Raw genomic sequence first — 26,158 nt, forward strand, 5'->3', positions numbered from 1 at the left:
GGAAATTGTTGTTAAAGCGGCAGTGCCGATGCCTGACCGATATACAACAGAGTAATTCCCTGGCGCCACCACTGATTTCACCGCACTACACCGCGGCTACAGCCTCGATTTCCACCAGCATGCCGTCCAGTGCCAGCCGGGGTACCGGTATCAGCGTGCAGGTCGGTTTCATGTGCGCCCCCCAGGCCCTGTCGGCTTCGGCCACCCATTGGTGCAGCCGTGCTTCGGAGTGTTCGACAATCAGCAGGGTCAGCTTGAACACCTGGGCCAGGCTGGCACCTTTCGACGCCAGGGCCAGTTCCAGGTTGGCCAGCGCCTGGCGGGCCTGTTCGGCGAACACGGGTGACAACTGGCCCTGGCTATCCTCCCCACCCTGACCGGCGATGAACAGCAGACGGCTGTCAGCGCGCACTTCGGCGACATGGGAGTAGGCATTGCCACTGGGGTCGTAGAGGCCTTCGGGGTTGCTTAGCTGGAATGCGTTTGATGGGGTCATGACAAGCCCTCGCTCGGTGGGAAGAGCGCAGGAGTATCGGACCTTAAGTTAACTCGAGGTCAAGCGCAAAGTAGGACATTTCGTACAAAGCATCGTCATGCCAGAACCACGCGTGTGTTTGCGCCGTGGCTGTCAGGCCGTAGATTGCAAAGCCCGGCATGGAGGCCTGTAACCAACGGGGAATACCGATGAGCAAATTTGATTTTCAGCTGGCTTACACCATCAAGCCACACAACCCTGCATACGATGAAACCGATGCGGCACAGGCACGTCTGCACCTGCGGGAAAAGCTCGGCCTGGACACCGTTGAGCACATTGAAACCACGCTGCTTGGCATGATCACGCTCAATGGCCCCACCCGCGCTGACCGCAAGCGGGAAGCTGAAAAGCTGGTCCGTGATTACATCCATGACGCGCTCAAGGAACTGCGCGTACTGTCTACCGTGAAGTTCTACGGCTGCCTGATGGTGGACGGGCTGGGTCCTGCCATGCGTTTCGACATCCTGCCCAAATGACCCTCGACGGCCTCAGGCGCCCCCGCGCCCGAGGCCGCAAACCGTCATTTTTCCTGCAACACCGCCCTGCCCTTCACCGCCCGCGGCCCGCGCCAGGCCCAGAACAGCAAACCTGGGAATGGTGCGTAGACCACGAAGACGATCCACAGCATCTTGCGCTCGGCGCGCCGTTCACTGCCGATGATGTGCCAGATGGCCCAGATCTCCAGCAGAATGACCAAGGCCGCGATGATGATCCAGATCGTACCGATTTCCATGAGCGCTCTCCCAATGGCATGTATTGGGTTGGGTTGCTGCAAGCGCTGAGGGTTCAGATTGATTTGACTCACCGCGCCTCTTTGCAGACGCGGCGATAGGCCTCATCGCCGTGGTGCATTCTCCAGTGCAGCCTTCAACGCTGCTGCATCGGTGAACGCCCGTTGGCTGACCAGCACGCCCTGCTGCAGTTGCAACCACTGCACCTGGCCCTCCTGCCCGGGGTAACGGCTGGCCACTCGCCCATCACGGTCGAGCAGCACCCGGTAGCTGTAATCGCGCATGGCCGGGACCGCGAACAGTTTGCTGATCAGCGCAGGCATGCGCTGAATGTCGGCCACGAATACAGCGGCCCGTGCTTCCAGGTAGCCCTTGGGCTGCTCGGCCAGTGCCGCCTTGACCAGCTTGGCACCGTCCATATCGCGCGCCACCAGCAGAATCTGCGTGTCGGCACCAAGGCTGTAGGCCTGGTCGTACTGGTCGAGCAGCGTGAACGGGGCGAGCTTGTCGCCCTGCTCCAGGGCGTTGGCCAGCAACGGCAACAGGCTGAGCAACACTACAGCGGCATATCTCATCAGGGGCATCCTCAATGACGGAACGTCAGCATAGCGGTATAGCACCAGGACAGGCTGGTTTGCCTGAACACGACCTGTAATACGACACAGCCACCCGGGAGATTGTCTTTCCTCCGGGCACCGTCCACACTCTGCGAGCCAGCCAGGAAGCGGAGTTCAGAGTGCCCACGCCACGCCAGTTCAGCCAAAAGACCAGCACCAGCAACATGCTACGGCTCAAAACAAGCAGCGCCAATGCCCAGGCGCCCTATCGGGTCGACTTTATCCTGCTCGAACACTTCTCGATGGCCAGTTTCACGGTGGCCATGGACGTACTGGTCACGGCCAACCTGCTACGTGCCGACAGCTTCCGGTTCACCCCGCTGTCGCTGGACGGCGACCGGGTGCTCAGCGACCTGGGACTGGAACTGGTAGCCACCGAGCTGTCCGCTGCGGCGCTGAAGGAACTGGACCTGTTGGTGGTCTGTGGCGGCTTGCGCACACCACTCAAGTACCCGGAACTCGATCGCCTGCTGAACGATTGCGCTGCCCACGGCATGGCCTTGGGCGGCTTGTGGAACGGCGCCTGGTTCCTTGGCCGTGCCGGGGTGCTGGACGACTACGGTTGCAGCATCCACCCCGAGCAACGTGCCAGCCTGTCGGAGCGCAGCCCGCAAACCCGCATCACCCCGGCCAGCTTTACCCTCGACCGTGACCGCCTCAGCGCCGCCAGCCCCAATGGCGCCATGGAGCTGATGCTGGGCCTGGTGCGCCGGCTGTACGGTGATGGCCTGGCCGAAGGCGTCGAGGAAATCCTGTCATTCTCCGGTGCGCGCTACCGCCAGGTGGGTCCTGGGGCGAAGAAGTCCATGAGCCTGCACCTGCGCACCATTGTCGAGCTGATGGAGAACAACCTCGAGGAAACCCTCAGCCTCGACCAGTTGGCCGCCTACAGCGGGCGCTCGCGGCGACAGATCGACCGCCTGTTCCAGGCCCAGCTGGGCACGTCGCCCCGGCGCTATTACATGGAGCTGCGCATCACCAAGAGCCGCCGGCTGCTGCAGTACTCCGACCTGTCGGTGATGGAAGTGGCGGTGGCCTGCGGGTTTGTCTCGGTGTCGCACTTCAGCAAGTGCTATGCGGCGTATTTCGGCTACCCGCCGTCGCGCGAGCAACGGCTGGGCGAGTGACCCAGGCTTCGAGTCAGCCCAGGCGCTCGAGCAATCTCAGGTACGGGGCTCGAGCTGGATATACCGCAACACCGCATCACAGATCATGGCTTTGTGGCGCAGCTTTATTTGCTCATCAGACAGGTCGATCTGGAAGATCTCGCCAAACGTATGGCGGTTCGACACCCGGTAGAAGCAGAACGAGCTCATCAGCATGTGCAGGTCGATGACCTCGATGCCAGCGCGGAACACGCCTTCCTGAACGCCACGGCGCAGGGTGTTGCCCAAGGCCTCCAGCACCAGGCTGCTCATTTCGCGAATGGCCGGCGACTGCTTGACGTACTCACCATAGTGGATGTTTTCGGTGCAGATGATGCGCACGAAATCGACGTTGCGGTCATGGTGATCGAAGGTGAACTCCACCAGCCGGCGGATCGCCTGCTCAGCCGGCAACGACTCCAGGTCCAGGCTCTGCTCGGTCTTGCGGATATCCCCGTACAACTTCACCAGGCACTCGCAATACAGCTGCTCCTTGCTGCCGAAATAGTAGTAGATCATGCGCTTGGAAGTGGCGGTGCGTTCGGCAATGGCGTCGACGCGGGCGCCGGCCAGCCCCTGCTGAACGAACTCGCTGATGGCGGCCTGGAGGATGTCCTCGCGTGTTTTCTCAGGGTTGTTCTTGCGCGTTTTGCGCACCCCTTCGGTTTCAGGCTGGCCGAGGCCGACTACGGAATCACTCATACCCACTCACAGGCTGTTTATTGGAATGCGGGGGATTATCCGTTAGCGCGGCCATGCAGGGAAGCACGCTGTTGGTCGGGTAGCCATCATGCCTTGGCCATTGGCAAGCCTTTCGCGCCCCATAACCCCTCCTGCAACGATAGACGCCAAGCCCAAAAAACAAAAGGATATAAAAATAACAAATCAATCTAACAAATAGGAATATATAAATTGAAAGCCAAACGCCACCTCCTTAGTCTGGGCAGATCGCCTCTCACCCGATTCAAGGAGCAATGCCCATGCCCAAACATGCCTTCTCCCCACTACGCCGTCTGCTGATCGGCGGTTTACTGGCCAGCGTCGCCAGCGCCCTGCTGCCCTGGTCCGAAGCCATTGCCGACGACGCCAGGACACTGCGCATCGGCTACCAGAAATTCAACAGCATCAACATCCTCAAAGGCAGCGGCGCCCTGGAGAAGGCCCTGGCACCGCAAGGTGTGAAGGTCAGCTGGCATGAGTTCGCCGCAGGCCCCCAGCTCCTGGAGGCACTGAGCACCGGCGCCATCGACCTTGGCCACGCAGCCGATGCGCCCTCGGTGTTCGCCCAGGCCGCAGGCAAGCCTGTGGTCTACCTGGCCGCCGAACAACCCTACCCACGCGGCATTGGCCTGGTCGTGCGCGAGCAGGACCACCTGGCCAGTGTGCAGGACCTGAAAGGCAAGCGCGTGGCCACCGGCCGCGGCTGGAATGCCCAATACCTGCTGGCCGTAGCCCTGCAGCAGGCTGGCCTCAGTTACAAGGACATTACCCCCGCCTACGTCAACAATGCCGCCGATGCCGTGGCCGCCCTGCAATCGGGCAGTGTGCAGGCCGTGACCCTTTGGGACCCGTTCCTCGCCGCCGCAGAAAGCCAGCCAGGGTTGAAGAACCTGCGCGACGGCAGCGGTCTGTCCAACAACCGCACCTTCTACCTGTCCACAGCCCGCTATGCCGACCAGCACCGTGCACTGCTGAAAACCTTCTTTGCCGAGCTGGGCAAAGTCAGCCAGTGGGCCAACGCCAAGCCCGCCGAAGTTGCCGCGCTGCTGGCACCGCAGCTGGGGATCAGTACCCAGGTGCTGGAAGTGGCCAGCGAACGGCGCAACTACAACGCCGTCGCTATCACCCCGCAGATCGTTGCCGAACAACAGAAGCTGGCGGACACCTTCCAGGGCCTGGGCCTGATTCCACGCAAGCTACAGGTGGCCGAAGCGGTCTACCCGGCTTCCGTGCTGCCTTGAACGGAGCGCGCTGACCATGCCTCGCCCGATCCGCTTCAACGCCTTCAGCATGAACGCTGCCAGCCACCAGTCCCCTGGGCTGTGGCGCCATCCGCGCAACACCAGTGTGGCGTTCAACCGCCTGAGTTACTGGACCGACCTGGCCCGCCTGCTCGAGCGCGGCCTGTTCGACGCCCTGTTCATCGCCGATGTGCTGGGTATCTACGACGTCTATCAAGGCAGCCCGCAAGCCGCCCTGCGCGGTGGCGTGCAGGTGCCGGTCAATGATCCGCTGCTGCTGGTGCCGGCAATGGCCGGGGTGACCGAGCACCTGGGTTTCGGTGTCACCTTTTCGCTGACCTACGAACACCCCTACCCCTTCGCCCGGCGCATGTCCACGCTCGACCACCTGAGCAATGGCCGGGTCGGCTGGAACATCGTCACCGGGTATCTGGACAGCGCTGCGCGCAACCTCGGCCTGGCGCGTCAACTGGGCCACGACCAACGCTACGACCTGGCCGAGGAATACCTGCAGGTGCTGTACAAACTGTGGGAGAAAAGCTGGGACGACGACGCCGTGCTGCTGGAGCGTGAAAGCGGGCGCTATATCGAACCCTCGCGGGTACACCCGATCAACCATGTGGGCGAGCACTTCCAGGTGCCCGGCATGCACCTGTGCCAGCCGTCGCCGCAACGCACCCCGGTGTTGTTCCAGGCCGGTGCGTCGGCACGCGGCCAACAGTTTGCCGCACGGCATGCCGAATGCGTGTTCATCAGTGGGCCAACGCCGACGGTGTTGCGCCGCTACGCCGACGGCATCCGCCAGGCCTGCGAAGCGGCCGGGCGTGGCCGTGACGAAGTGCTGATCTACGCCCAGGCGCTGTTGATCATCGCCCCCACGCGGGAAGAGGCCGAGGCCCGCTTTAACGACTATCGCCGCTATGTCGACCTGGACGCTGCCCTGGCGCTGCTGTCAGGCTGGACCGGTATCGACTTTGCCGGCCTCGACCCTGATGCACCGATCGAGTACGTCGAGAACGATGCTGGCCGTGCTGCCCTGGCAGCCTTCACCGCCGCCGACCCCACTCGCCGCTGGACCGTACGCGAAGCCGCCGAGTTCGTTGGCCTGGGCGGTCGCGGCCCCGTGCTGATCGGCGCTGCCAGCGAGGTGGCCGACCAGCTGGAAACCTGGCTGGACCCTACCGGCATCGACGGTTTCAACCTGACCTACGCCGTGCAACCGGACGACCTGGCCAATGTAGTCGACCTGCTGGTGCCCGAGCTGCAACGGCGCGGCCGCTACCCGCTGAGCTACACCGAGGGCCCCCTGCGCCACAAGCTGTTCGGCCGCGGCGGCCAGCTGCCCGAACGGCACGTTGGGCGCCAGGTCAGCATTCAGTGATCAAATACCGGGTATTCCAACATTTAATTTGTGGATAGCACGTACTCGACCCTATTCTGTGGCCACATCCCCTGCGCCGCACCGGCCGGTGCGGTTCAAGGCATGGGGAGAGAACAACAAGTCGAGATCGTCCATGTCGAACCATTCGTACTTCGCCCCCCACGGTGGGCACCCGGCTCAAACCGAGCTGCTGACTGACCGTGCCATGTTCACCGAAGCCTATGCCGTCATCCCCAAAGGCGTGATGCGTGACATCGTCACCAGCCACCTGCCCTTTTGGGACAAGATGCGCATGTGGGTCATCGCCCGCCCGCTGACCGGTTTTGCCGAAACGTTCTCTCAGTACATCGTCGAACTGGCCCCGGAAGGCGGCAGCGAGCGCCCTGAGCTGGACGCCGATGCGGAAGCCGTGGTGTTCATCGTCGAAGGCGAACTGGACATCACCGTCGAAGGCAAACACCACACCCTGGTACCTGGCGGCTACGCCTTCCTGGCCCCGGGCGCCGAGTGGAGCCTGCGTAACAACAGCAAGTCCAACGTCACCTTCCACTGGCTGCGCAAGCACTACCAGAAGGTTGAAGGCCTGGACGTACCGGAATCCTTCGTCACCCACCGCGACAACGCCACCGTCATCGAGATGCCGGGCACCGAAGGCCGCTGGAAAACCACCCGTTTTGTCGACATGGCCGACATGCGCCACGACATGCACGTGAACATCGTCACCTTCCAGCCGGGCGGTGTGATTCCGTTCGCAGAAACCCACGTGATGGAACACGGCCTGTACGTGCTGGAAGGCAAGGCAGTGTACCGTCTGAACCAGGACTGGGTCGAAGTGGAAGCCGGCGACTTCATGTGGCTGCGCGCCTTCTGCCCGCAAGCCTGCTACGCCGGCGGCCCAGGCAACTTCAGCTACCTGCTGTACAAGGACGTGAACCGTCACGTACACCTGACGCTGAACCCCAAGCGCTAAGCCCAGGCTGATGCCCGCAAGCCCGCCAGCCTGGCGGGCTTTCTGTTTGCCGCGCATACTGAAATACCCACCCTTGCAGGGTACCGGCCATGAACCGCTGCCTGCTGATTGCGACCTTGCTGCTGTGCACCTCTGCCCTGGCCACCAATGGCTGGAATCTGGCCTACGACCGCGAAGGCATTCGCGTGTACCTGAAAGACCCAAGCGCCTCGCCCTACCAGCAGTTTCGTGGTGTCAGCACCATGAAAGCCAGCGTGCGCACGCTCACTGGCCTGCAGGATAACCTGCGCGTAGCCTGCAAGTGGCTGTACGCCTGTGACCAGATGCGGCTGCTGGATGTGGAAGGTGACAGCACCTGGATATACCTGACCACCAACCCACCATGGCCGACGAGGCCGCGGGACATCGTGCTGAAAGTGACCAGCGAACGCCTGGCCGACGGTACCCTGGTGCGTCACCTGAGCGCCGAGCCCGACAGGATCCCCAACGTTGACGGACTGATCCGGGTACGGCACCTGAGTGGCAAGTGGCGGATGAAGCCGCTGGGTGAACGGGTGACCGAGGTGACCTACCAGTTGCAGGCCGCCCCTGCCGGGGATGTGCCGAGTTGGCTGGCCAACCGGTTCATGGTGGATACAGCGGTGGTCACGCTGCGTACGTTGCGCGCGGTGGCTGAGCGCCAACCTTGAAGTGCCGGCAGGCCGCAGACCGACTGCAGCAGGGCCGGCAGCCTTTTATGCAGTACACCTGGCAAAAGGCCTGGCTCAGCGGTCACATCTTGTAGGTCGAAAGCAGGATGCTGGTCTCGGTGTTCTCGATATGCGGGATCGAGCGGATGGCGTTCAGCGCCCGGTCGAACGCTTCGAGGGTGTCGGCGCGCAGCTCTGCCATCAGGTCCCAGCGGCCATTGGTGGTGTGGATGGCCACTACATTGGGATGCCCGCGCAGCGCGTGCTTGACCTCTGCGGCATGGTGGCCGCTGATGCCGATGCTGGTGATTGCCCGCACCCCCTGGTCCAGCGCATCGGAGCGCAAACGTACCGTGTAACCGATGATCACACCTTGTTCTTCAAGCCGGGTGATGCGGTTGTGCACCGTTGCCCTGGCCACCTTCAGCTTCTTCGCGAGGGTCAGCACAGGGGTACGTGCGTTGTCCCGCAACAGTGCAATCAGTTCCCGATCGATCGTGTCCATAAGCCTGCCAAATAATCAGATTGCTACGTTGGGTTAGCAGATTGTCCAGAAGCCTGACAAAACTGACAACCTGCATGCTTCCGATTGACGCAACCTGTCATCAAAATGTTCATGCGGCTTCACTTCGATAATCCCAAGCGCTTACCCCGCACTGCTGGGCAAGCGCACAATAACAAGGTGCAAGAGCATGACGTATTTCATTGATGTTCCAACCATGTCGGACTTGGTGCATGACATTGGCGTAGCGCCGTTTATTGGCGAGCTTGCCGCTGCCCTGCGGAACGATTTCAAACGCTGGCAGGCGTTTGACAAGTCCGCGCGCGTTGCCAGCCACTCGGAAGTGGGCGTGATCGAACTGATGCCGGTCGCCGACAAAAGCCGCTATGCCTTCAAATACGTCAACGGCCACCCGGCCAACACTGCACGCGACCTGCATACGGTGATGGCCTTCGGTGTGCTGGCCGATGTCGACACCGGTTACCCGGTGCTGCTGTCCGAACTGACCATCGCCACCGCCCTGCGCACCGCAGCGACTTCGCTAATGGCAGCCCAGGCACTGGCCCGCCCGAACGCGCGCAAGATGGCGCTGATCGGCAACGGCGCGCAAAGTGAATTCCAGGCCCTGGCCTTCCACAAGCATCTGGGCATCGAAGAAATCGTCGCCTACGACACCGACCCGCTGGCCACCGCCAAGCTTATCGCCAACCTCAAGGAATACAGCGGCTTGACCATCCGCCGGGCCAGCTCGGTAGCCGAGGCAGTGAAAGGCGTGGACATCATCACCACGGTGACGGCCGACAAGGCCTACGCCACCATCATTACCCCCGACATGCTGGAGCCTGGTATGCACCTGAACGCCGTGGGCGGTGACTGCCCAGGCAAGACCGAGCTGCACGCCGATGTGCTGCGCAACGCGCGGGTGTTCGTCGAGTACGAACCACAAACCCGTATCGAAGGTGAGATCCAGCAGCTGCCAGCGGACTTTCCGGTGGTCGACCTGTGGCGCGTACTCTGCGGAGAAACGGAGGGCCGCCAAAGCGACAGCCAGGTCACTGTGTTCGATTCGGTGGGCTTCGCCCTCGAAGACTACACCGTACTACAGTACGTACTACAGCAAGCCGAAAAGCGCGGGATGGGTGCCAGGATCGACCTGGTGCCGTGGGTTGAGGACGACCCGAAAGACCTGTTCAGCCACACCCGAGGCCGCGCTGGCAAAAGGCGCATCCGACGGGTTGCCTGACATTGAATCGGGCTGGACGAAAGTGTGTGGGCTTTGTTTCATGTGCAAGCGCATCGCCCACAGATCGTCAGATCCCACCGCCCGCCAGCAACTGCGTCATCACCTCAGCCAACGCCTTGACCATCACATCCGCCGTCGGCCGATGCACGATGACGATCTCATAGCTGTCGACCTCCGGCAGCCCTTGCCCGCCCCCCAGCACCCTGTGCTCGCCGGTGGCCGCCCTGGGTGGCAGCAGGCTGATACCCATGCCATCGGCGACCGCAGCCTGGATGCCACTGAGGCTGGAACTGGTAAAGCTGATGCGCCAGCGCCGCCCCATGCCTTCGATGGCGTTGATCATGTCCTCGCGGTACAGGCCGCGCGGCGGAAAGGTGACCAATGGGATCGGGTCCAGCTCGAAGGCGGGCGTGCGCGCGCTGTCGATCCACTGCAGACGCTCTGGCCAACAGGCCACGCCCTCACGGCTGTTGCGCCGCTGCTTGAGCAGCACCAGGTCAAGTTCGCCATTGTCGTAGGCCTGGCTCAGGTCACGGCACAAGCCACTGGTCACTTCGAGCTTCACCTGTGGGTGCAGCCGGCTGAATGCCGACAGCGCATTGGTGGTACGCCCGCCAACGAAGTCCTCGGGCACGCCAAGGCGTACCGTGGTGCCCACCATCGCCCCGGCCAGGGCTTCAAGCATCTGGTCGTTCAGGGCCAGCATGTGCCGGGCATAGCCGAGCAAGGTCTGCCCGGCGTCGGTCGGCAGCACGTCACGGTTGCCCCGCACCAGCAGGCGGTGGCCGACCATGTCTTCCAGGCGGCGCACCTTCTGGCTGATCGTCGACTGGGTCGAATGCAGCCGCGCGGCAGCGGTGGTAAAGCTGCCGCAGTCTGCCACCACGACAATGGCGCGCAGCAGGTCGAGGTCGAACAGAGCCCTATTCGATTTAACGCTGATAGACATCTTGGTATTCAACTACTGAATGGCAAGTCTGCGTTCTATCACGGCTAGTCACCGAGGGCCACTCCTTCCCGCCGAGGATCGGCACCGCCTGACCAACCCTCGCCGCTGCGCTGGATGATCTGCATGCCGCTGGTCATGGTCATCGGTGTCACCTCATGGCCCCAGGCTGCCAACTGGCGGATCAGCGCCGGGCTGCTCAGCCCTGCTTCCACTTCGGTGCCGGCATTGCGGCTGCCGAAGTTGGGCAGACCGGCGGCCTGCTGGGGGTCGAGCTGCCAATCCAGCAGGCCGATCAGTGCCTTGTTCACGTAACCGATGATCTGCGAACCACCCGGCGAACCGAGGCTCGCGACAAACTCGCCCGTGGCACGCGAGAACACCAATGTTGGCGCCATGGCCGACAGCGGCCGTTTGTCCGGCTGCACCCGATTGGCCACCGGCTTGCCGTGCTCGTGGGGGATGAACGAGAAGTCGGTCAGCTGATTGTTGAGCAGGAAGCCCTTGACCATCAGGTGCGAACCAAATGCGGCCTCCACCGAGGTGGTCATGGCCAGGGCCTGGCCGCTGTCATCCACCGCACTGAGGTGAGAGGTGGAGATGCGCAGTGGCGAGCGGTCGGGCGCAAGCGCCAGGTCCGCTCCTTGCGGCTGACCCGGGTGGGCGCGCTTCATGCTGTGCTCGCCGATCAGCGCCGCGCGGCTGGCCAGATAAGCAGAATCGGTCAGGGCCTTGACCGGGACGGGCACGTAGTCGCTGTCGGCCAGGTACTGAGCGCGGTCGGCGTAGGCCAGGCGCTCGGCCTCGGCGATCAGGTGCACGGCCAACGGCGGGGCCTCCAGGCGGGCGGGGGACGAGGTGGCCAACGGTCGCAGCGCTGCCAGGTCGCGTTGCGGCGCGGTGCGCTGCACGGCTTCGAGCAGGCCCAAGGTCTGCAGCACGGTCACCCCACCCGAAGACGGTGGCGGCATGCCGCATATTTGCCAGGCCTTGTAGGGGCCGCACAACGGCTCGCGCTCCTTGGCCTGGTACTGCTGCAAGTCCTGCAACGACAGATACCCGGCATTGGCATGGCCACGCACCTTGGCGACGATGGCTTCGGCAATTTCACCGCTGTAGAACACCTCGGGCCCCTGAGCGGCGATCTGCTCCAAGGTATGTGCCAGCTCAGGGTTGCGCAGGATCGTACCCACGGCCAGCGGCCTACCCTGTTCATCCAGGAAGTAACGGGCCATTGCGGGTGAGCGGGCAATATAGGGGTCCCCGGCCAGTAGCGTGTGCAGGCGCTCGGAAACCGCGAAGCCGTTGCGTGCCAAGGCGATGGCCGGGGCGAACAGGGTGTGCCAGGGCAACTTGCCGTGCTGCTCGTGGGCCTGTTTCAGGGCACGCAGCACCCCGGGCACACCCACCGAACGCCCACCGATCTGCGCCACCCGGAACGGCATGGGTGTGCCATCGGCTTGCAGGAACAGTTTTTCCGTCACCGCCGCAGGTGCGGCCTCACGCCCGTCGAATGCCTGCACGCGCTTGCCATCCCAGTACAGGATGAACGCCCCGCCACCGATGCCACTGGACTGCGGCTCGACCAGTGTCAACACCATTTGCATGGCGATGGCGGCGTCAATCGCACTGCCGCCGGCACGCAACATCGCCCGCCCCGCTTCACTGGCCAACGGGTTGGCTGCGGCGACCATGTGCCGGCTGGCGGGCACCGGCTGCAAACCGCTGCGGTAGCCGGAGGCCAGTTCCGGTGGGGCGGGCAATACCTGGTCGGCACCGGCCCAGTTACTGGTAACCAGCAGGCACAGAGCGCCGATCAGCGGGGTGGGGTATTTCATCGTCATGCATCCTGCCATCACCTGTTCAGCGAAGCACTGTCGGTCATACCCAGTCTCGACTTCAAGCCTTGCTGTAATTACCGGCAAGCCATTCGCTGACCAATGCAGCCCTTGCTCTCTGCGTGAGTGCCAGGTATGCGCAATGACAGATCAGGTCACTTCTTCGAACGGCAGCCCCACATAGTTCTCGGCAATGTTCGCCAGGCCCGCCGGCGAGGTCAGGAAGTACTCGCGGTCAGCTTCCTGCATCTTCTGGTCCCAGGCATCCTTGTGGCTTCCGAAGTCATGCAGCAGTTGGGTCATGAACCAGCTGAAGCGCTCGCCCTTCCACACGCGGCGCAGGGCCAGCGGCGAGTATTGCGCAAGCAGGTCGACGCGCCCTTCGTGGTACACCTTGACCAGAATGCGGTACAGGTAGTTGACGTCCGAGGCCGCCAGGTTAAGGCCTTTGGCACCGGTGGGTGGGACGATGTGCGCAGCGTCACCCACCAGGAACAGGTGGCCATACTGCATGGGTTCGACCACCAGGCTGCGCAGCGGCGCAATGCTTTTTTCCAACGCGGGGCCTGTGACCAAGTCCGCCGCCACCTCGGCGGGCAAACGGGCTTTCAGTTCGTCCCAGAAACGCTCGTCAGACCACTCCTCGACACGATCCTGCAAAGGTACCTGCAGGTAGTAGCGGCTGCGTGTTTGCGAGCGTTGGCTACACAGCGCGAAACCGCGCGCATGGTGGGCGTAGATCAGCTCGTGATTGACCGGCGGTGTGTCCGACAGCAGGCCCAGCCAGCCAAACGGGTAAACCCGCTCATACTGCTTCAGCACGCCCTCCGGAATGCTCTGCCGCGAGATGCCGTGGAAGCCGTCGCAGCCGGCGATATAGTCGCAGTCAACCCGCTGCACCCGGCCATCCTTTTCGAACGTCAGGTAGGGCTTCTCGCCTTTCAATTCATGCGGCTGAACGTTGGCGGCTGAATAAATGATCGGCGCACCACTGGCTTCGCGGGCCTGCATCAGGTCACGGGTGACTTCGGTCTGGCCGTAGACCATCACCGTCTTGCCACCGGTCAGCGCCTTGAGGTCCAGGCGTTGACGGCGCCCGCCAACCAGCAGCTCGACCCCCTCGTGCACCAGGCCTTCACGGTCCATGCGCTCGGCCACGCCGGCCTCGCGCAGCAGGTCGACCGTGCCTTGCTCCAGCACGCCGGCGCGAATGCGGCCTAGTACGTACTCGGCGGTCTGGCGTTCGACGATGATGTTATCGATACCGGCCTTGTGCAGCAGTTGGCCCAGCAGCAGGCCAGACGGACCTGCACCAATAATTGCAACCTGAGTTTTCATTGTTGTTGTCTCTGTTCGGACGATACCGGCCCAGGACTGGCAGCGGGGCGGCATCTGCTGTTAGGGTTTGCCATTGCATTTTTAATGGCAAAAAAAGCCGCTTAAGTGTGCTATTCCATAAAAAACCTGCACTTTTACGAAAAGCGTTCGATTAACGGACAGGTCAGCCCTGATGAAATCCACCCTCCCCGGCGTCCCGTTGTTCAAGCTGTATGGCGAAAATCAGGCCTGGCCCGGCACCGACCTGCTGCACTGCGAATCGATCCCGGCACGCAGCCGGTTGCATCACTGGGAGATCAAACCGCACCAGCATGCCGAGCTGTTCCAGCTGCTGTATGTACAGCGTGGCCAGGCCCAGGTGGCGATCGAGGGGGTGCGCAGTGCCATCGGCGAAGCGGCGATCCAGGTCGTGCCACCGATGACCGTGCATGGCTTTCGCTTCAGCGCCGATATCCAGGGCTATGTCCTGACCTTTGGTACTGCCCTAGTAGCGAACCTGGAACAGCGGTTGGGCGCGCCACTGACGGTGCTGGCACAACCTGCGTGTTATCCGTTGGGCCCTGACCGCGTGCACCTGCGCAGCCTGGTCGACACCTTGCAGCGGGAGTACCAAGGCAACGCCCCGGCACGCGCAGCGATGCTGGAAGCGTTGGTGACCGCGCTGATTGTGTGGATCAGCCGCCGTCAGCAGCAAGGGCAGGCACCGCGTAACCGTGATGAACGTGACCGGCAGTTGCTGGGGCAATACTTGCGCTTGGTCGAAGCGCATTACCGCGAACATCTGTCGGTTGAAGACTTTGCCGCGCGGCTTAACGTTCCGAGCTTGCAACTGAACCAGCTGTGCCGGGCGCTGAGTGGCCAGACTGCGTTGCAGGTGGTGCACCAGCGGTTGTTGCTGGAGGCGCGGCGCAACCTGATCTACACGCGGATGAGCATCGGGCAGTTGTCGGATAGCCTGGGGTTTACCGACCCGACCTACTTCGCCCGGTGGTTCAAGCGCTTGAGTGGGCAAACGCCCAATGGGTATCGCAGATCAGGGTTGTCGGAATAATCCTTGGCGGCCTCTTCTTGACGTATACGTCAACCTGCCCTCAGGATATCCGCATACCCCACGCCGAGCCCGAGCATGAGCACTCAGACCTACAGCATCTCCGACCTGTCCCGCGAACTGGACATCACCACCCGCGCTATCCGCTTCTACGAAGAACAGGGCCTGCTCAGCCCTGAGCGTCGTGGCTTGGAACGTATCTACTCACCGCGCGACAAGGTCAGCCTGAAGCTCATCCTGCGCGGCAAGCGCATCGGCTTTTCCCTGGCCGAGTGCCGCGAGCTGATCGAACTGTACGACCCCACCAGCGGCAACCTCAAACAGCTCAACAGCATGCTGGCGAAGATCGCCGAGCGCCGCGCCCAGCTGGAGCAGCAGATGCTGGACATTCACCAGATGCAACTGGAACTGGACACCGCCCAGGAACGCTGCGAACAAGCCCTGGCCGCCACCCTGAACAACAAAGACAACCGCTGAACGCCACAGGAAACCCGCCATGTCCTTGCCCAAACACGTCCGCCTGGTCGAAGTCGGCCCCCGCGACGGCCTGCAGAACGAAGCCCAGCCCATCAGCGTCGCCGACAAGGTACGCCTGGTCAACGACCTCACCGAAGCGGGCCTGACCTATATAGAAGTGGGCAGTTTCGTGTCACCCAAGTGGGTGCCACAGATGGCCGGCTCTGCCGAGGTATTCGCCGGCATCCAGCAGCGCCCCGGCGTGACTTATGCCGCACTGGCGCCGAACCTGCGTGGCTTCGAGGACGCCCTGGCTGCCGGGGTGAAGGAAGTAGCGGTGTTCGCTGCAGCCTCCGAAGCGTTCTCGCAACGCAATATCAATTGCTCGATCAGCGAAAGCCTCAAGCGCTTCGAACCCATCATGGACGCTGCGCGCAGCCACGGCGTGCGCGTGCGCGGGTATGTGTCGTGTGTGCTTGGCTGCCCTTACGAGGGCAAGGTCAGCGCCGAGCAGGTGGCCCCGGTAGCCCGCGCCCTGCACGACATGGGCTGCTACGAGGTCTCGCTGGGTGACACCATCGGCACCGGTACCGCAGGCGACACCCGACGCCTGTTCGAGGTGGTGTCGGCCCAGGTACCGCGCGAGCAGTTGGCCGGACACTTCCATGACACTTACGGCCAGGCCTTGGCCAACGTCTATGCCAGCCTGCTCGAAGGCATCAGCGTATTCGACAGCTCGGTAGCCGGGCTGGGCGGCTGCCCTTACGCCAAGGGGGCTACTGGCAATATCGCCACCGAGGATATTGTGTACCTGCTGCAGGGGCTCGGCATTGAAACCGGCATCGACCTGGGCCGGCTGATAGCCGCCGGCCAGCGCATCAGCGACGTGCTGGGCCGCGACAACGGGTCGCGGGTAGCACGGGCGTTCAGCGCACGCTAGGTCACACGGGTGTCACATTGGTGTGGGTGAAGTGTTACCTCCCGCACATTTCACAGCAAAAAATCGGGTAACAGGGAAACAAATCGGCAGAATTTCAGGCTGGGTGGTGTCGACCAAAATTCTTAACTCATTGATTTTAAAGGGTTTTCAAAAGTTGGCACGCACCCTGCTATATCTCTGGTACAACAACAAAAAAAACGCGATACCCAATAAAAACAACAGGTAACGGCTCTGACATAACAAGAACAACACGGCAGAGGCGTAGCAAGCAGATTTTTTTGGAGTCGACACGCTTTTCAGGGGTTCGCCCCGCGGTCTGGCACAGAACAATAAAAACTACCTCAAGGTAGCGGCAGCCAGGTTCGGATCAGCAATGATGAAAGCAGGTCAGCGCTCAAAAAAATACGTTTGCTCTTGACCCCGCATGGGGGTCGCCCGCAACACCAGGACAAGCCGACAAAAACAACAATAGGCCGGTCCCAATAATAAAAAAAGAGCAGGCAACAACTCTTTGAGGGGAGCTTCGGCTCCCCTCAGTGCTTCCTGCCCTCTTCCTCCTTCTGCTTCTCCTCATCCTGCCCTTCGACCTTCTCCACCAGCAACGGCATCGTGCCCAGTACCAGCAGGGCCAGTACCGTGCTGATCAGCGCCGTGGCTTCGCGTCCCATGCCAGCCGCCGTACCGATGGCAGCTGTCATCCATAGCCCGGCAGCGGTCGTCAGGCCCTTCACATGGCTGGTGTCCTGGCCGTTACCCTTCAGAATGGTACCCGCACCGAGAAAACCGATACCGGCAACGATGCCTTGGATCACCCGACTGAGTGCCTGTTCGTCGGACCCCGCCATACTGGGCGACAGAACGAACAGGGCGGCCCCCAGCGACACCAGCATATGGGTACGCACCCCGGCAGACTTGCCCTTGTGTTCGCGCTCGAAGCCCAGTACTGCGCCGAGCACAGCAGCCATCAGCAAGCGCACAAGGATTTGCGTGACCTCGCGCTCATCGGTGACATCGGCGAATTCCGCCTGGATTGCTTGCCAGATGACGTCCATCGCAGTTGTTTCCCTTGCTTGAGCTTTATGAATCCGCCTGCCACGTCGGCAGGCCTGCCCTATGCAAGGTTGACCGTCACACGTACTGCAAAGTGCCGCTCAGCTTGCTGATGCAGCAACTGGCCCCTGGCCGTGGTCCACCCTGTAATCACCCCGGGAGGACCCCACCATGCCCATTGAAATCGACGAAACCACCCGCCGCTGCACGCTGATCGGTGAAGACCTGCGCATCGAGGGCGAAGGCCCGGACATCGAGATCATCACCGACGAGCAGTTGCGCATGTCGGTGGCCATACTGGCCGGCCAACGCGTGCCCATTACCGAAACCGAGGCCGATGCACTGACCGTGGCGGGTGCGGTGGATAGCCGCAGGCATCTGAAGGCCAGCGCGCCAGGCTCGGTGATATGAGGCCTGGCGAGGGTATGCGGCAAATCTGATATGGTTTTTATCGTAAAACCTGAACCTGTGCTGATAACAGCTTCAGCGCCATAGTGCTCATGCCTGATCGAGGCCTGATGAGCACCGAACCATGAACGATAGAATCCCTTTTACAGAGATCGCCACCGCCCCAGCCAGCATCCAAGCGCGACGCACCGACAGCGGCATCCATACTCGCAGCTTTACCGGGCTTTACCGTAACCTGCGCATCGGCTTTGCCGGCGCCCTGTTCGTGCTGTTCTTCGGCACGGCCTGGCTGAACTGGAACGGCCGCCAGGCCGTACTGTGGGACCTGGGCAACAGCAAGTTCCACATCTTCGGCGCCACCTTCTGGCCACAGGATTTCATCCTGCTGTCGGCGCTGCTGATCATCTGTGCCTTTGGCCTGTTCGCCATCACCGTCTACGCCGGGCGCGTCTGGTGCGGTTACAGTTGCCCACAAAGTACCTGGACCTGGCTATTCATGTGGTGCGAAAAGGTTACCGAGGGGGACCGCAACCAGCGCATCAAGCTGGCCGCGGCGCCCTGGAGCCTGAACAAACTGGCCCGTCGCACGCTCAAGCACAGCCTGTGGTTGGCCATTGGCGTGCTCACGGGCCTGACCTTCGTCGGCTACTTCACCCCGATCCGGCCACTGGCCACAGAATTGCTCACCTTGCAACTGGGCGGTGTGGCACTGTTCTGGGTGCTGTTCTTCACGGCCGCTACCTACATCAACGCCGGCCTGCTGCGTGAAGCGGTGTGCCTGCACATGTGCCCGTATGCGCGCTTCCAGAGCGTGATGTTCGACAAGGACACCCTGGCGGTCGCTTACGACCCGCGTCGTGGCGAGGCCCGTGGTCCGCGCAAGAAAGGCAGTGACGTCGGTGCCCAGGGACTGGGCGACTGCATCGATTGCACCCTGTGCGTGCAGGTGTGCCCCACCGGCATCGACATCCGTGATGGCTTGCAGATGGCTTGCATCGGCTGCGCCGCGTGCATCGACGCCTGTGATGGGGTAATGGACAAGATGGGTTACGCCCGCGGCCTGATTGGCTACAAGTCCGAGCACAGCCTGCAAGGCGGTACCACTCACTGGCTGCGCCCGCGCCTGTTGGGCTACGCTGCCGCTCTGCTGGTCATGATCGGGGCACTGGTGGTGGCCCTGCAGATGCGCCCGATGGTATCGCTGGATGTGATCAAGGACCGCGGCCTGTTCCGCGAAAACGCCCAAGGCCAGATCGAGAACATTTACCTGCTCAAGGTCATCAACAAGACCGAACGTACCCAGCACTATCAATTGCGCCTGCTGGACGCTGACGGTTTCTCCCTGCAGGGCAATAACGCACTGGTCATCCCTGCTGGCGAAATGAGCGAACTGCCGGTGTCGGTGGCGATGCTCGCCGAGCGCCCGACCAGCAGCTCGCAGACGCTGAGCTTTGAAATCAGCGAGCGAGACGACCCCGCTATCCGCAGCGTCGCGCACAGTCGCTTCGTCGCCCCCATGAACCGCTGATCCCTTACACTCACGCCACCGTGCCTGCCAGGCTTGGACAGAAGGCCAGAATGAAACGCTACGAACGCTTCGCCGATGACATTGCCGAACTGATCCGCTCCGGGGTGCTGGGCCCCGGCCAGCGCGTACCGTCCGTGCGCTACGCCAGCCAGACCCATGGGGTCAGCCCGTCCACCGTTTTCCAGGCCTATTACCTGCTGGAACGGCGCGGGCTGATCCGCGCCCGGCCGCGCTCCGGGTATTTCGTCAATGCCCACGTCCCGCGCCAGTTCAGCGAGCCGCAGGCGCTGCAGCCGGTGAGCGAGTCTACCGATGTCGACGTTAGCGCCTTGGTATTTTCGATCCTCGACTCGATCAAGGACCCCAACACCATTGCCTTCGGCTCAGCCTTTCCCAGCCCTGAGCTGTTCCCGCTGCAACGCCTGTCACGCTCACTGGCCAGTGCCAGCCGCAGCATGGACCCGCGCATGGTGGTGACCGATCTGTCCCCCGGCAACCCGCAGCTGCGCCGGCAGATCGCCCTGCGCTACATGGTCGGTGGGCTGATGCTGCCGATGGAAGAGCTGTTGATCACCAACGGCGCACTGGAGGCCCTGAACCTGTGCCTGCAGGCCGTGACCCAGCCGGGCGACCTGGTCGCCATCGAGGCCCCGGCTTTCTATGCCTGCCTGCAGGTGCTGGAGCGGCTCAAACTCAAGGCCGTGGAAATCCCCGTGCATCCGCGTGAGGGCATGGACCTGGGGGTGCTGGCGCAGACCCTGGAAAAGCACCCGGTAAAGGCCGTGTGGTGCATGACCAACTTCCAGAACCCGGTAGGTGCAAGCATGCCGGAGGCCAAGAAACAGGCCCTGGTGGAGTTGCTGGCGCGCCATCAGGTGCCGTTGATCGAAGACGACGTGTACGCCGAGCTGTACTACTCGCAACAGGCGCCCAAACCCGCCAAGGCCTTCGACACCCAGGGCCTGGTCATGCACTGCGGCTCGTTCGCCAAAAGCCTGGCACCGGGCTATCGCATTGGCTGGGTGGCCGCCGGGCGCTTTGCGCAGAAGATCGAGCGGTTGAAACTGATGACCTCCCTTTGTGCCTCCATGCCGGCCCAGGCGGCCATCGCCGACTACCTGCAACACGGCGGCTACGACCGCCACCTGCGCAAGCTGCGCTACGCGCTGGAGGGCCAGCAAGCCAACATGCTGGCAGCCATCGCCCGCCACTTCCCGGCGCAGACACGGGTCAGCCAGCCCTCCGGCGGCTACTTCCTGTGGCTGGAACTGCCCGAGCAGATGGACGCCCTCAAGCTGTTCCACATGGCCCTGGCCCAAGGCATCAGCATCGCCCCTGGGCCAATCTTTTCGCCCACCCGACGCTTTGGCAATTGCATCCGCCTGAACTACGGCAGCCCCTGGCATGACGGCGCCGAACAGGCCATGGAAACCCTCGGGCGGATCATTCGCTCGTTCTGATAGCCGGGGGCCCGAGGGGCGACTATAGTTGCTCGATCCGATCATCAGGCCCTCGTCATGTCGCCAGATACGCTTGCGTCCTTTGCCCAGTTGCAGGCGCGTGTCGCAGAACTGGAAGCACGCCTGGCAGAGCGCGAAGATAGCGTTCAGGCGCATGACAGGCTGCTTGGAGAACTGCTCGACAACAGCGTGGCCAACGTGTTTGCTGCCGACCGCAGGATGCGCCTGTTGGCCATCAATCGCACGGCGCGCGAAACCTTCAAACGTTACCGAGGCTTCGTACCGCAGATTGGCGACTACGTACCCCAGTTCCTGACCGATCAACCCGACATCATGGGCCGCCTGGCCCCGATATGGCCGCGCATACTGGCAGGGGAAGCGTTCATCGACACCGTCACCTTCGGGCTGGACGACGCACCACGCCACTACGAAATTCGCTACCACCCGTGGCTCGATGCTCAGCAGCGAATTCAGGGCGGCTACCTGTTCGCCTATGACATCACGCAGCGCGTGACCGAACAGGAGCGCCTGCAGCAGGCCGAAGAAGCACTGCGCCAGGCGCAGAAAATGGAGGCGGTCGGCCAGTTGACCGGCGGGATTGCCCATGATTTCAACAACCTGCTGGCCAGCATCCTTGGCGCCCTGGAACTGGCCGGGCAACGTCTGGTGCAGCAACAGCTGACGGATACTGCGCAGCTGCTTGAAATCAGCCGGCATAATGCGCAACGCGCCGCAGCCTTGGTGCAGCGCTTGCTGGCATTCTCACGGCAGCAGACGCTGGTCCCGCAACGGGTCGATGTGCAGCAACTGGTGGCCGGTATGCACGACCTGATCAGCAGCTCCACCGGCCCCTATGTCGACTACCACGACCAGACACATGCCGGACTATGGCCTATCCGAATAGACACAGCAACTGGAAAGCGCGCTGCTCAACCTGTGCATCAACGCCCGTGACGCCATGCCGCTTGGCGGCACCTTGAGCATCGGTTGCGCCAATGTCGAAGTGCAAGGCGCCGAAGCCAGACAGCTGGGCCTGGCCGCTGGCCGGTTTCTGCGTATCCGCGTTGAAGACACCGGCATGGGCATGTCCAAAGCAGTGATGCAGCGCGCCCTTGAGCCCTTCTTCACCACCAAGCCGCTCGGCCAGGGCACTGGCCTTGGGTTGTCCATGGTCTACGGCTTTGTGCGGCAATCCGGTGGCCAGCTGGTCATCGATAGCGCACCTGGCCAGGGTACGGTCATCAACCTGTATCTCCCCCACGATGAAAGCATAGACGCCGCTTCACCCAGCCCCGACGTCGAGGGGCCTGCCCCTGCGGTCTCACATCAGCGGCGCGTGTGCAAGGTGATGCTGGTGGAAGACGAGCCGGCCCTGCGCCTGGTCATGCTGGAGGTATTGATAGATCAGGGCCATGAAGTTCAGGCATTCGAAGATGGCCGCCAGGCCTTCAAGGCCTTGCAGGAAGCCCCAGCGCCGGACTTGCTGATCACCGATGTCTGCCTGCCAGGGGGTATCGATGGGCACCGACTCGCGCAAGCCTGTCGAAGTATTGCACCACATGCAGCGGTGCTGCTGATTACCGGCCCTGACGCTGCGCACAGTACGGCAAAAGCGTGGCCCGACCAGCGCACAGAACTGCTGGCCAAGCCATTCGATCTTCAAACACTTGCCCAGGCGCTTGAACGGCTGCTGGGGAGCACCGCCCAGTCGCACTGAGCGGCTATTCGCCTACAGGTGAACACGTTAAAGTCATCACTTTCATTTGCCGGACGCAGGCATGTCTTCTAGTGATCTGAACTCACTGCGCCAACAAGTCGAAGACCTCCAGCGACAGAACACACTGCTGGAGCAACGGCTTGCAAGCAACCAGGCGCACGACCAGGACTTCTATCGCTCACTGTTCGACACCATGGACGAAGGCTTCTGCATCATCGAGTTCTTCGATGGCCCTCATGGCCCCCTGAGTGACTACGTGCATGTGCTGGCCAACGCAGCCTATGCCAAACACGCCGGCATCCCTAACGTGGTCGGGCAAAAACTGCGCGAGATGGTGCCCGATGAGGCGGATGACTGGGTGGCCCGCTATGGCGCGGTGCTTCGCACCGGCGAACCGCTGCACTTCGAGCAGGAACTGATTGCCACGGGCCACGTGCTGTCGGTGACCACGTTTCGCATAGAACCTGCCGAGAAACGTCAGGTAGCAGTGTTGTTCAAGGATGTGACCGAACGCCGGCGTGCAGAGCAGGCTCTGCAGCGCCTGAACGAAGAGCTTGAACAAAGGGTGAATGCAGCGCTGGCGGAGCGCCGCTTGTTTGCCGAGCTGGTCGATCACAGTGTGGTCAATGTGCATGTGGTCGACAAGGACCTGCGCTGGCTGGCTGTCAATCGCCAAGCCAGGCATGACTTCCACCTGCTGTACGGGAGGACACCCGAAATCGGCGACTACCTGCCCGGATTGTTCGAGGATGGCGCCGCCGGCCAGACGCCTGTTCTGCCGATGTGGCAGCGCGCCCTGGCAGGCGAGCAGTTCATCGAGATCGGCACCTTCGGCAAGCCCCCCGCGCTGCGCCATTATGAGTTGCGCTTCAACGCCTTGCGCGACCCAGAAGGCGAGGTACATGGCGCGTTTCTGTTCGCCTATGACATCAGTGAGCGCGTGCAAGAGCAGGAACGCTTGGCCAAGGCAGAAGCGGCGCTGCGCCAGGCACAGAAGATGGAAGCCGTAGGCCAGCTCAGTGGCGGCATAGCCCACGACTTCAACAATTTGCTGGGCGGCATCCTGGGCGCCCAGGAGCTGATGCGGCAACGCCTGGAGCAGTCACGCTTCGACGCCCTGGCGCCTTTGCTGGAGCTGTCCAGCAGCGCGGCGCAGCGGGCCTCTTCGCTGGTGCACCGGCTGCTGGCGTTCTCCCGCCAGCAGACCCTGCAACCCTGCTCCACGCAAGTGGCCACCTTGGTGGCCGGCATGGAAGACCTGCTGCGCCGCACCATCGGCCCGGCGATTACCCTGAGCAGCCGCTTCGCCAGCCAGCTGTGGCCGACCTTCATCGACCCTCCCCAACTGGAAAGCGCCTTGCTCAACTTATGCATCAACGCGCGCGATGCCATGCCTGCCGGTGGTGTGATCGAGATCATTGGCGACAACCTGCAGCTTGACGACAAGCAGGCCGTGGCACTGGAACTGCCGGCCAGCGAGTTCGTGCGGCTGAGCGTCGTCGACAACGGTAGCGGCATGTCGGCCGAAGTTGTCGAGCGCGCTGTCGAGCCGTTCTTCACCACCAAGCCGATGGGCCAGGGCACCGGCCTGGGTCTGTCCATGACCTATGGCTTCGTGCGCCAGTCGGGTGGGCAATTACGGGTGCTGTCGGTGCCTGGCGAGGGTACCCGCATCGAGCTGCTGTTACCCCGCCACCACGAGCAAGCCCAGGCGCCAATCAGCAAAGCTCCGCGCGCGCCCTTGCGAAGAAGCAGCGAGAGTGCAAAACGCATTCTGTTGGTTGAAGACCAGACTGCCTTGCGTCTGGTGATTGGCGAAGTGTTGGAAGAGCTGGGCTATCGGGTGGACGCCTTCGAGAACGGTCCGTCTGCCCTCACCCACCTGCAAGGCGGCGAACGGCCAGACTTGCTGCTGAGCGATGTCGGCCTGCCTGGCGGCCTGAATGGCCGCCAGTTAGCCGAACGCTGCCGTGAGCGCTACCCGGACCTCAAGGTGCTGTTGATCACCGGCTACGATGAGAGCGCGGCGCTCAGCGACGGCCAACCGCTGCAAGGTACGTTGGTGTTGACCAAGCCGTTCGAACTGGAAGCACTGGCAGAGCGGGTTCGCGAGCTGCTGGAACCTTGACGGGCGCTCAGCGCCCGCCGCCCAGGTCGATGAAGCTGCCGGTGGCATAGGAAGCTTTGTCCGAAAGCAACCAGAGGATGGCCTGGGCCACTTCCTCGGGATACCCTCCTCGGCCCATGGGCAAGCCAGATTCAAGCTTGCTGACGCGGTCCGGGTCGCCCGAAAGCGCATGGAAACCGGTATGGATATAGCCTGGTCGTACGCCATTGACGCGCACGCCCTCGCCTGCCACTTCTTTGGCCAGGCCGATGGTGAAGGTGTCGAGCGCGCCCTTGGAGGCGGCATAGTCGACATATTCGTTGGGCGAACCCAGGCGTGCGGCGACCGATGATACGTTGACGATGGCCCCGCCTTGCCCGCCATGCCGGCGTGCCATGCGCAGCAGGGCGTGCTTGGCGCAGAGCATGGGGCCGACGACGTTGGTCTTCATGACGTTCAGCAGACGGAACTCGGACATGTCCTCGACCCTGCTCTGCTGGCCGATGGTGCCGGCGTTGTTGACCAGTGCGGTGACCGGGCCGAGCTCATCGTCGACGCGCAGGAACAGCTGGATGATTTCATCTTCGACGCTGACGTCGGCGCGCACCGCGATGGCCTCGGCGCCCAGGGCGCGGACCTGGCTGAGGATGGCTTCGGCGGCCTGGTCATCGGCGTGATAGTTGATGCAGATGCGGTAGCCCTGGCGGGCGGCCAGCAGCGCAGTGGCGGCGCCGATACCGCGGCTGCCGCCGGTGATGACAATGACGTTCTCCATGGATTTGCCAATGGTTTTGGGAAGGGAGCATCGACAATAGGCGAAATGGCGCTGCGTTGGAATGACGAAGATCAGCACAGCCAACCCTCTGCTGTTGATGTGGCTGTTGATCTGGCTTTTGATCTTGATCTTGATCTTCGCGACTTCAGGAGGCCGAACGCAGGCCTTGCGGAGGCAGGTGACGGGCATGGATGCCCGTCAAGCGCTGAGGCCCCAGGATGGGGCCTTCGGCGCGGTCCTGCCGGGAGCAAGGCCGGAGTGAGGGAACCCCGGAGCGTAGCGCAGGGGCCGGATGATGGGAGCGCAGCGTTTTTTGGTTACTTTTTGTCGCGTTTGANGAGGGAACCCCGGAGCGTAGCGCAGGGGCCGGATGATGGGAGCGCAGCGTTTTTTGGTTACTTTTTGTCGCGTTTGACAAAAAGTGACTCGCCGTAAGGGCGAAAAGGTGAGTCAGCGTCGCCATCGCAAATGGACTGTTCGCTGAGTCAAAACAGACAAGTTCGCTTCTTGCTTCTTGCTTCTTGGATGTGGGCATTCACATCGAGTAGGTATTCATTCACGCAAGTGGCGCATAGTCACCTTTCCGCCCTTACGGCGGGTCACTTTTTGTCAAACGCGACAAAAAGTAACCAAAAAACGCTGGCTCCTATCATCCGGCCCCTACGCTCCGCTCCGGGGTTCCCTCGCTACGGTCTTGCTCCCGGGAGTACGCGCTGCAGGCCCCATCCATGGGGCCTCAGCGCTTGACGGGCATCCATGCCCGTCACCTCCCT

General features: G+C 62.4%; 24 protein-coding genes and 1 pseudogene. 15 read left to right on the top strand and 10 right to left on the bottom strand.

What is annotated here, in order from left to right; all coding sequences use genetic code 11:
• Positions 1–85: 85 nt before the first annotated feature.
• Entirely contained in the window at positions 86–496 is a 411-nt protein-coding gene (locus tag FQ668_RS16635; protein WP_019436988.1) for a RidA family protein, read from the bottom strand.
• 188 nt (positions 497–684) lie between these two features.
• Here FQ668_RS16635 and FQ668_RS16640 point away from each other — a divergent pair, with 188 nt between their 5' ends.
• Complete coding sequence (locus FQ668_RS16640) at positions 685–1,011, top strand: hypothetical protein (protein WP_014590746.1); 327 nt, start codon at positions 685–687, stop codon at positions 1,009–1,011.
• A 44-nt stretch (positions 1,012–1,055) separates the two neighbouring features.
• Here FQ668_RS16640 and FQ668_RS16645 read toward each other — a convergent pair whose 3' ends face one another.
• Both FQ668_RS16645 and FQ668_RS16650 read right to left on the bottom strand, forming a co-directional pair.
• Positions 1,056–1,268, bottom strand: coding sequence for a PLDc N-terminal domain-containing protein (locus FQ668_RS16645; protein ID WP_003247877.1), 213 nt, complete (start codon positions 1,266–1,268; stop codon positions 1,056–1,058).
• Between the two features lie 102 nt (positions 1,269–1,370).
• Positions 1,371–1,841 (bottom strand): hypothetical protein, encoded by a 471-nt coding sequence (locus FQ668_RS16650; RefSeq protein ID WP_014590745.1) that lies wholly within the window; start codon positions 1,839–1,841, stop codon positions 1,371–1,373.
• A gap of 161 nt (positions 1,842–2,002) precedes the next feature.
• On the opposite strand from FQ668_RS16650, the gene FQ668_RS16655 reads away from it, so the two are divergent.
• Positions 2,003–3,010: a GlxA family transcriptional regulator gene (locus FQ668_RS16655; protein ID WP_014590744.1), complete on the top strand. Its 1,008-nt coding sequence runs from the start codon at positions 2,003–2,005 to the stop codon at positions 3,008–3,010.
• 36 nt (positions 3,011–3,046) lie between these two features.
• Here FQ668_RS16655 and FQ668_RS16660 read toward each other — a convergent pair whose 3' ends face one another.
• Positions 3,047–3,730, bottom strand: coding sequence for a TetR/AcrR family transcriptional regulator (locus tag FQ668_RS16660; protein WP_014590743.1), 684 nt, complete (start codon positions 3,728–3,730; stop codon positions 3,047–3,049).
• A 278-nt stretch (positions 3,731–4,008) separates the two neighbouring features.
• Between FQ668_RS16660 and FQ668_RS16665 the strand changes: the two genes are divergently transcribed.
• The 4 genes from FQ668_RS16665 (at position 4,009) to FQ668_RS16680 (ending at position 8,029) form a co-directional block, all read left to right on the top strand.
• On the top strand, positions 4,009–4,989 hold the full coding sequence (locus FQ668_RS16665) for an aliphatic sulfonate ABC transporter substrate-binding protein (protein WP_019436987.1): 981 nt from the start codon (positions 4,009–4,011) through the stop codon (positions 4,987–4,989).
• A gap of 16 nt (positions 4,990–5,005) precedes the next feature.
• On the top strand, positions 5,006–6,370 hold the full coding sequence (locus FQ668_RS16670) for an LLM class flavin-dependent oxidoreductase (RefSeq protein ID WP_019436986.1): 1,365 nt from the start codon (positions 5,006–5,008) through the stop codon (positions 6,368–6,370).
• A gap of 133 nt (positions 6,371–6,503) precedes the next feature.
• Positions 6,504–7,340, top strand: coding sequence for a bifunctional allantoicase/(S)-ureidoglycine aminohydrolase (locus FQ668_RS16675; protein WP_003247865.1), 837 nt, complete (start codon positions 6,504–6,506; stop codon positions 7,338–7,340).
• 89 nt (positions 7,341–7,429) lie between these two features.
• Entirely contained in the window at positions 7,430–8,029 is a 600-nt protein-coding gene (locus FQ668_RS16680) for an START domain-containing protein (protein WP_019436985.1), read from the top strand.
• 82 nt (positions 8,030–8,111) lie between these two features.
• Here FQ668_RS16680 and FQ668_RS16685 read toward each other — a convergent pair whose 3' ends face one another.
• Positions 8,112–8,534, bottom strand: a complete 423-nt coding sequence (locus FQ668_RS16685; protein WP_010954389.1) for an Lrp/AsnC family transcriptional regulator — start codon at positions 8,532–8,534, stop codon at positions 8,112–8,114.
• A gap of 187 nt (positions 8,535–8,721) precedes the next feature.
• On the opposite strand from FQ668_RS16685, the gene FQ668_RS16690 reads away from it, so the two are divergent.
• Positions 8,722–9,774, top strand: coding sequence for an ornithine cyclodeaminase (locus FQ668_RS16690; RefSeq protein ID WP_019436984.1), 1,053 nt, complete (start codon positions 8,722–8,724; stop codon positions 9,772–9,774).
• A 67-nt stretch (positions 9,775–9,841) separates the two neighbouring features.
• On the opposite strand, the gene FQ668_RS16695 is transcribed toward FQ668_RS16690, so the two are convergent.
• From FQ668_RS16695 to pobA, 3 genes are all read right to left on the bottom strand, one after another.
• Positions 9,842–10,723: a LysR substrate-binding domain-containing protein gene (locus tag FQ668_RS16695; RefSeq protein ID WP_014590738.1), complete on the bottom strand. Its 882-nt coding sequence runs from the start codon at positions 10,721–10,723 to the stop codon at positions 9,842–9,844.
• A 44-nt stretch (positions 10,724–10,767) separates the two neighbouring features.
• A complete protein-coding gene (ggt, locus tag FQ668_RS16700) occupies positions 10,768–12,558 on the bottom strand; it encodes a gamma-glutamyltransferase (RefSeq protein WP_019436983.1) in 1,791 nt (596 codons plus the stop codon).
• Between the two features lie 150 nt (positions 12,559–12,708).
• On the bottom strand, positions 12,709–13,896 hold the full coding sequence (pobA, locus tag FQ668_RS16705; RefSeq protein ID WP_019436982.1) for a 4-hydroxybenzoate 3-monooxygenase: 1,188 nt from the start codon (positions 13,894–13,896) through the stop codon (positions 12,709–12,711).
• 172 nt (positions 13,897–14,068) lie between these two features.
• Between pobA and FQ668_RS16710 the strand changes: the two genes are divergently transcribed.
• From FQ668_RS16710 to FQ668_RS16720, 3 genes are all read left to right on the top strand, one after another.
• Complete coding sequence (locus FQ668_RS16710) at positions 14,069–14,947, top strand: helix-turn-helix domain-containing protein (RefSeq protein ID WP_019436981.1); 879 nt, start codon at positions 14,069–14,071, stop codon at positions 14,945–14,947.
• Positions 14,948–15,022: 75 nt separating this feature from the next.
• On the top strand, positions 15,023–15,421 hold the full coding sequence (locus FQ668_RS16715; protein WP_003247847.1) for a MerR family DNA-binding transcriptional regulator: 399 nt from the start codon (positions 15,023–15,025) through the stop codon (positions 15,419–15,421).
• Between the two features lie 19 nt (positions 15,422–15,440).
• Complete coding sequence (locus FQ668_RS16720; protein ID WP_019436980.1) at positions 15,441–16,340, top strand: hydroxymethylglutaryl-CoA lyase; 900 nt, start codon at positions 15,441–15,443, stop codon at positions 16,338–16,340.
• A 533-nt stretch (positions 16,341–16,873) separates the two neighbouring features.
• On the opposite strand, the gene FQ668_RS16725 is transcribed toward FQ668_RS16720, so the two are convergent.
• Complete coding sequence (locus tag FQ668_RS16725; RefSeq protein WP_014590733.1) at positions 16,874–17,392, bottom strand: MgtC/SapB family protein; 519 nt, start codon at positions 17,390–17,392, stop codon at positions 16,874–16,876.
• Positions 17,393–17,561: 169 nt separating this feature from the next.
• Here FQ668_RS16725 and FQ668_RS16730 point away from each other — a divergent pair, with 169 nt between their 5' ends.
• The 5 genes and pseudogenes from FQ668_RS16730 (at position 17,562) to FQ668_RS16750 (ending at position 24,631) form a co-directional block, all read left to right on the top strand.
• On the top strand, positions 17,562–17,801 hold the full coding sequence (locus FQ668_RS16730) for a DUF3203 family protein (RefSeq protein ID WP_014590732.1): 240 nt from the start codon (positions 17,562–17,564) through the stop codon (positions 17,799–17,801).
• Between the two features lie 121 nt (positions 17,802–17,922).
• Complete coding sequence (gene ccoG, locus FQ668_RS16735; RefSeq protein WP_019436979.1) at positions 17,923–19,326, top strand: cytochrome c oxidase accessory protein CcoG; 1,404 nt, start codon at positions 17,923–17,925, stop codon at positions 19,324–19,326.
• A 50-nt stretch (positions 19,327–19,376) separates the two neighbouring features.
• Positions 19,377–20,786: a GntR family transcriptional regulator MpaR gene (gene mapR / locus FQ668_RS16740; RefSeq protein ID WP_003247831.1), complete on the top strand. Its 1,410-nt coding sequence runs from the start codon at positions 19,377–19,379 to the stop codon at positions 20,784–20,786.
• Between the two features lie 57 nt (positions 20,787–20,843).
• Positions 20,844–22,503, top strand: a pseudogene (locus tag FQ668_RS16745) (ATP-binding protein).
• 61 nt (positions 22,504–22,564) lie between these two features.
• The gene (locus FQ668_RS16750) at positions 22,565–24,631 is read left to right on the top strand and encodes a PAS domain-containing protein (RefSeq protein WP_019436977.1); all 2,067 of its coding nucleotides are present in this window, start codon (positions 22,565–22,567) and stop codon (positions 24,629–24,631) included.
• Between the two features lie 7 nt (positions 24,632–24,638).
• Here the strand turns inward: FQ668_RS16750 and FQ668_RS16755 are convergent, their stop codons facing one another.
• Complete coding sequence (locus tag FQ668_RS16755; protein WP_026031821.1) at positions 24,639–25,385, bottom strand: SDR family oxidoreductase; 747 nt, start codon at positions 25,383–25,385, stop codon at positions 24,639–24,641.
• Positions 25,386–26,158: the final 773 nt, after the last annotated feature.

Source organism: Pseudomonas sp. Kh14 (assembly GCF_900291005.1).
Lineage (GTDB): Bacteria > Pseudomonadota > Gammaproteobacteria > Pseudomonadales > Pseudomonadaceae > Aquipseudomonas > Aquipseudomonas alloputida.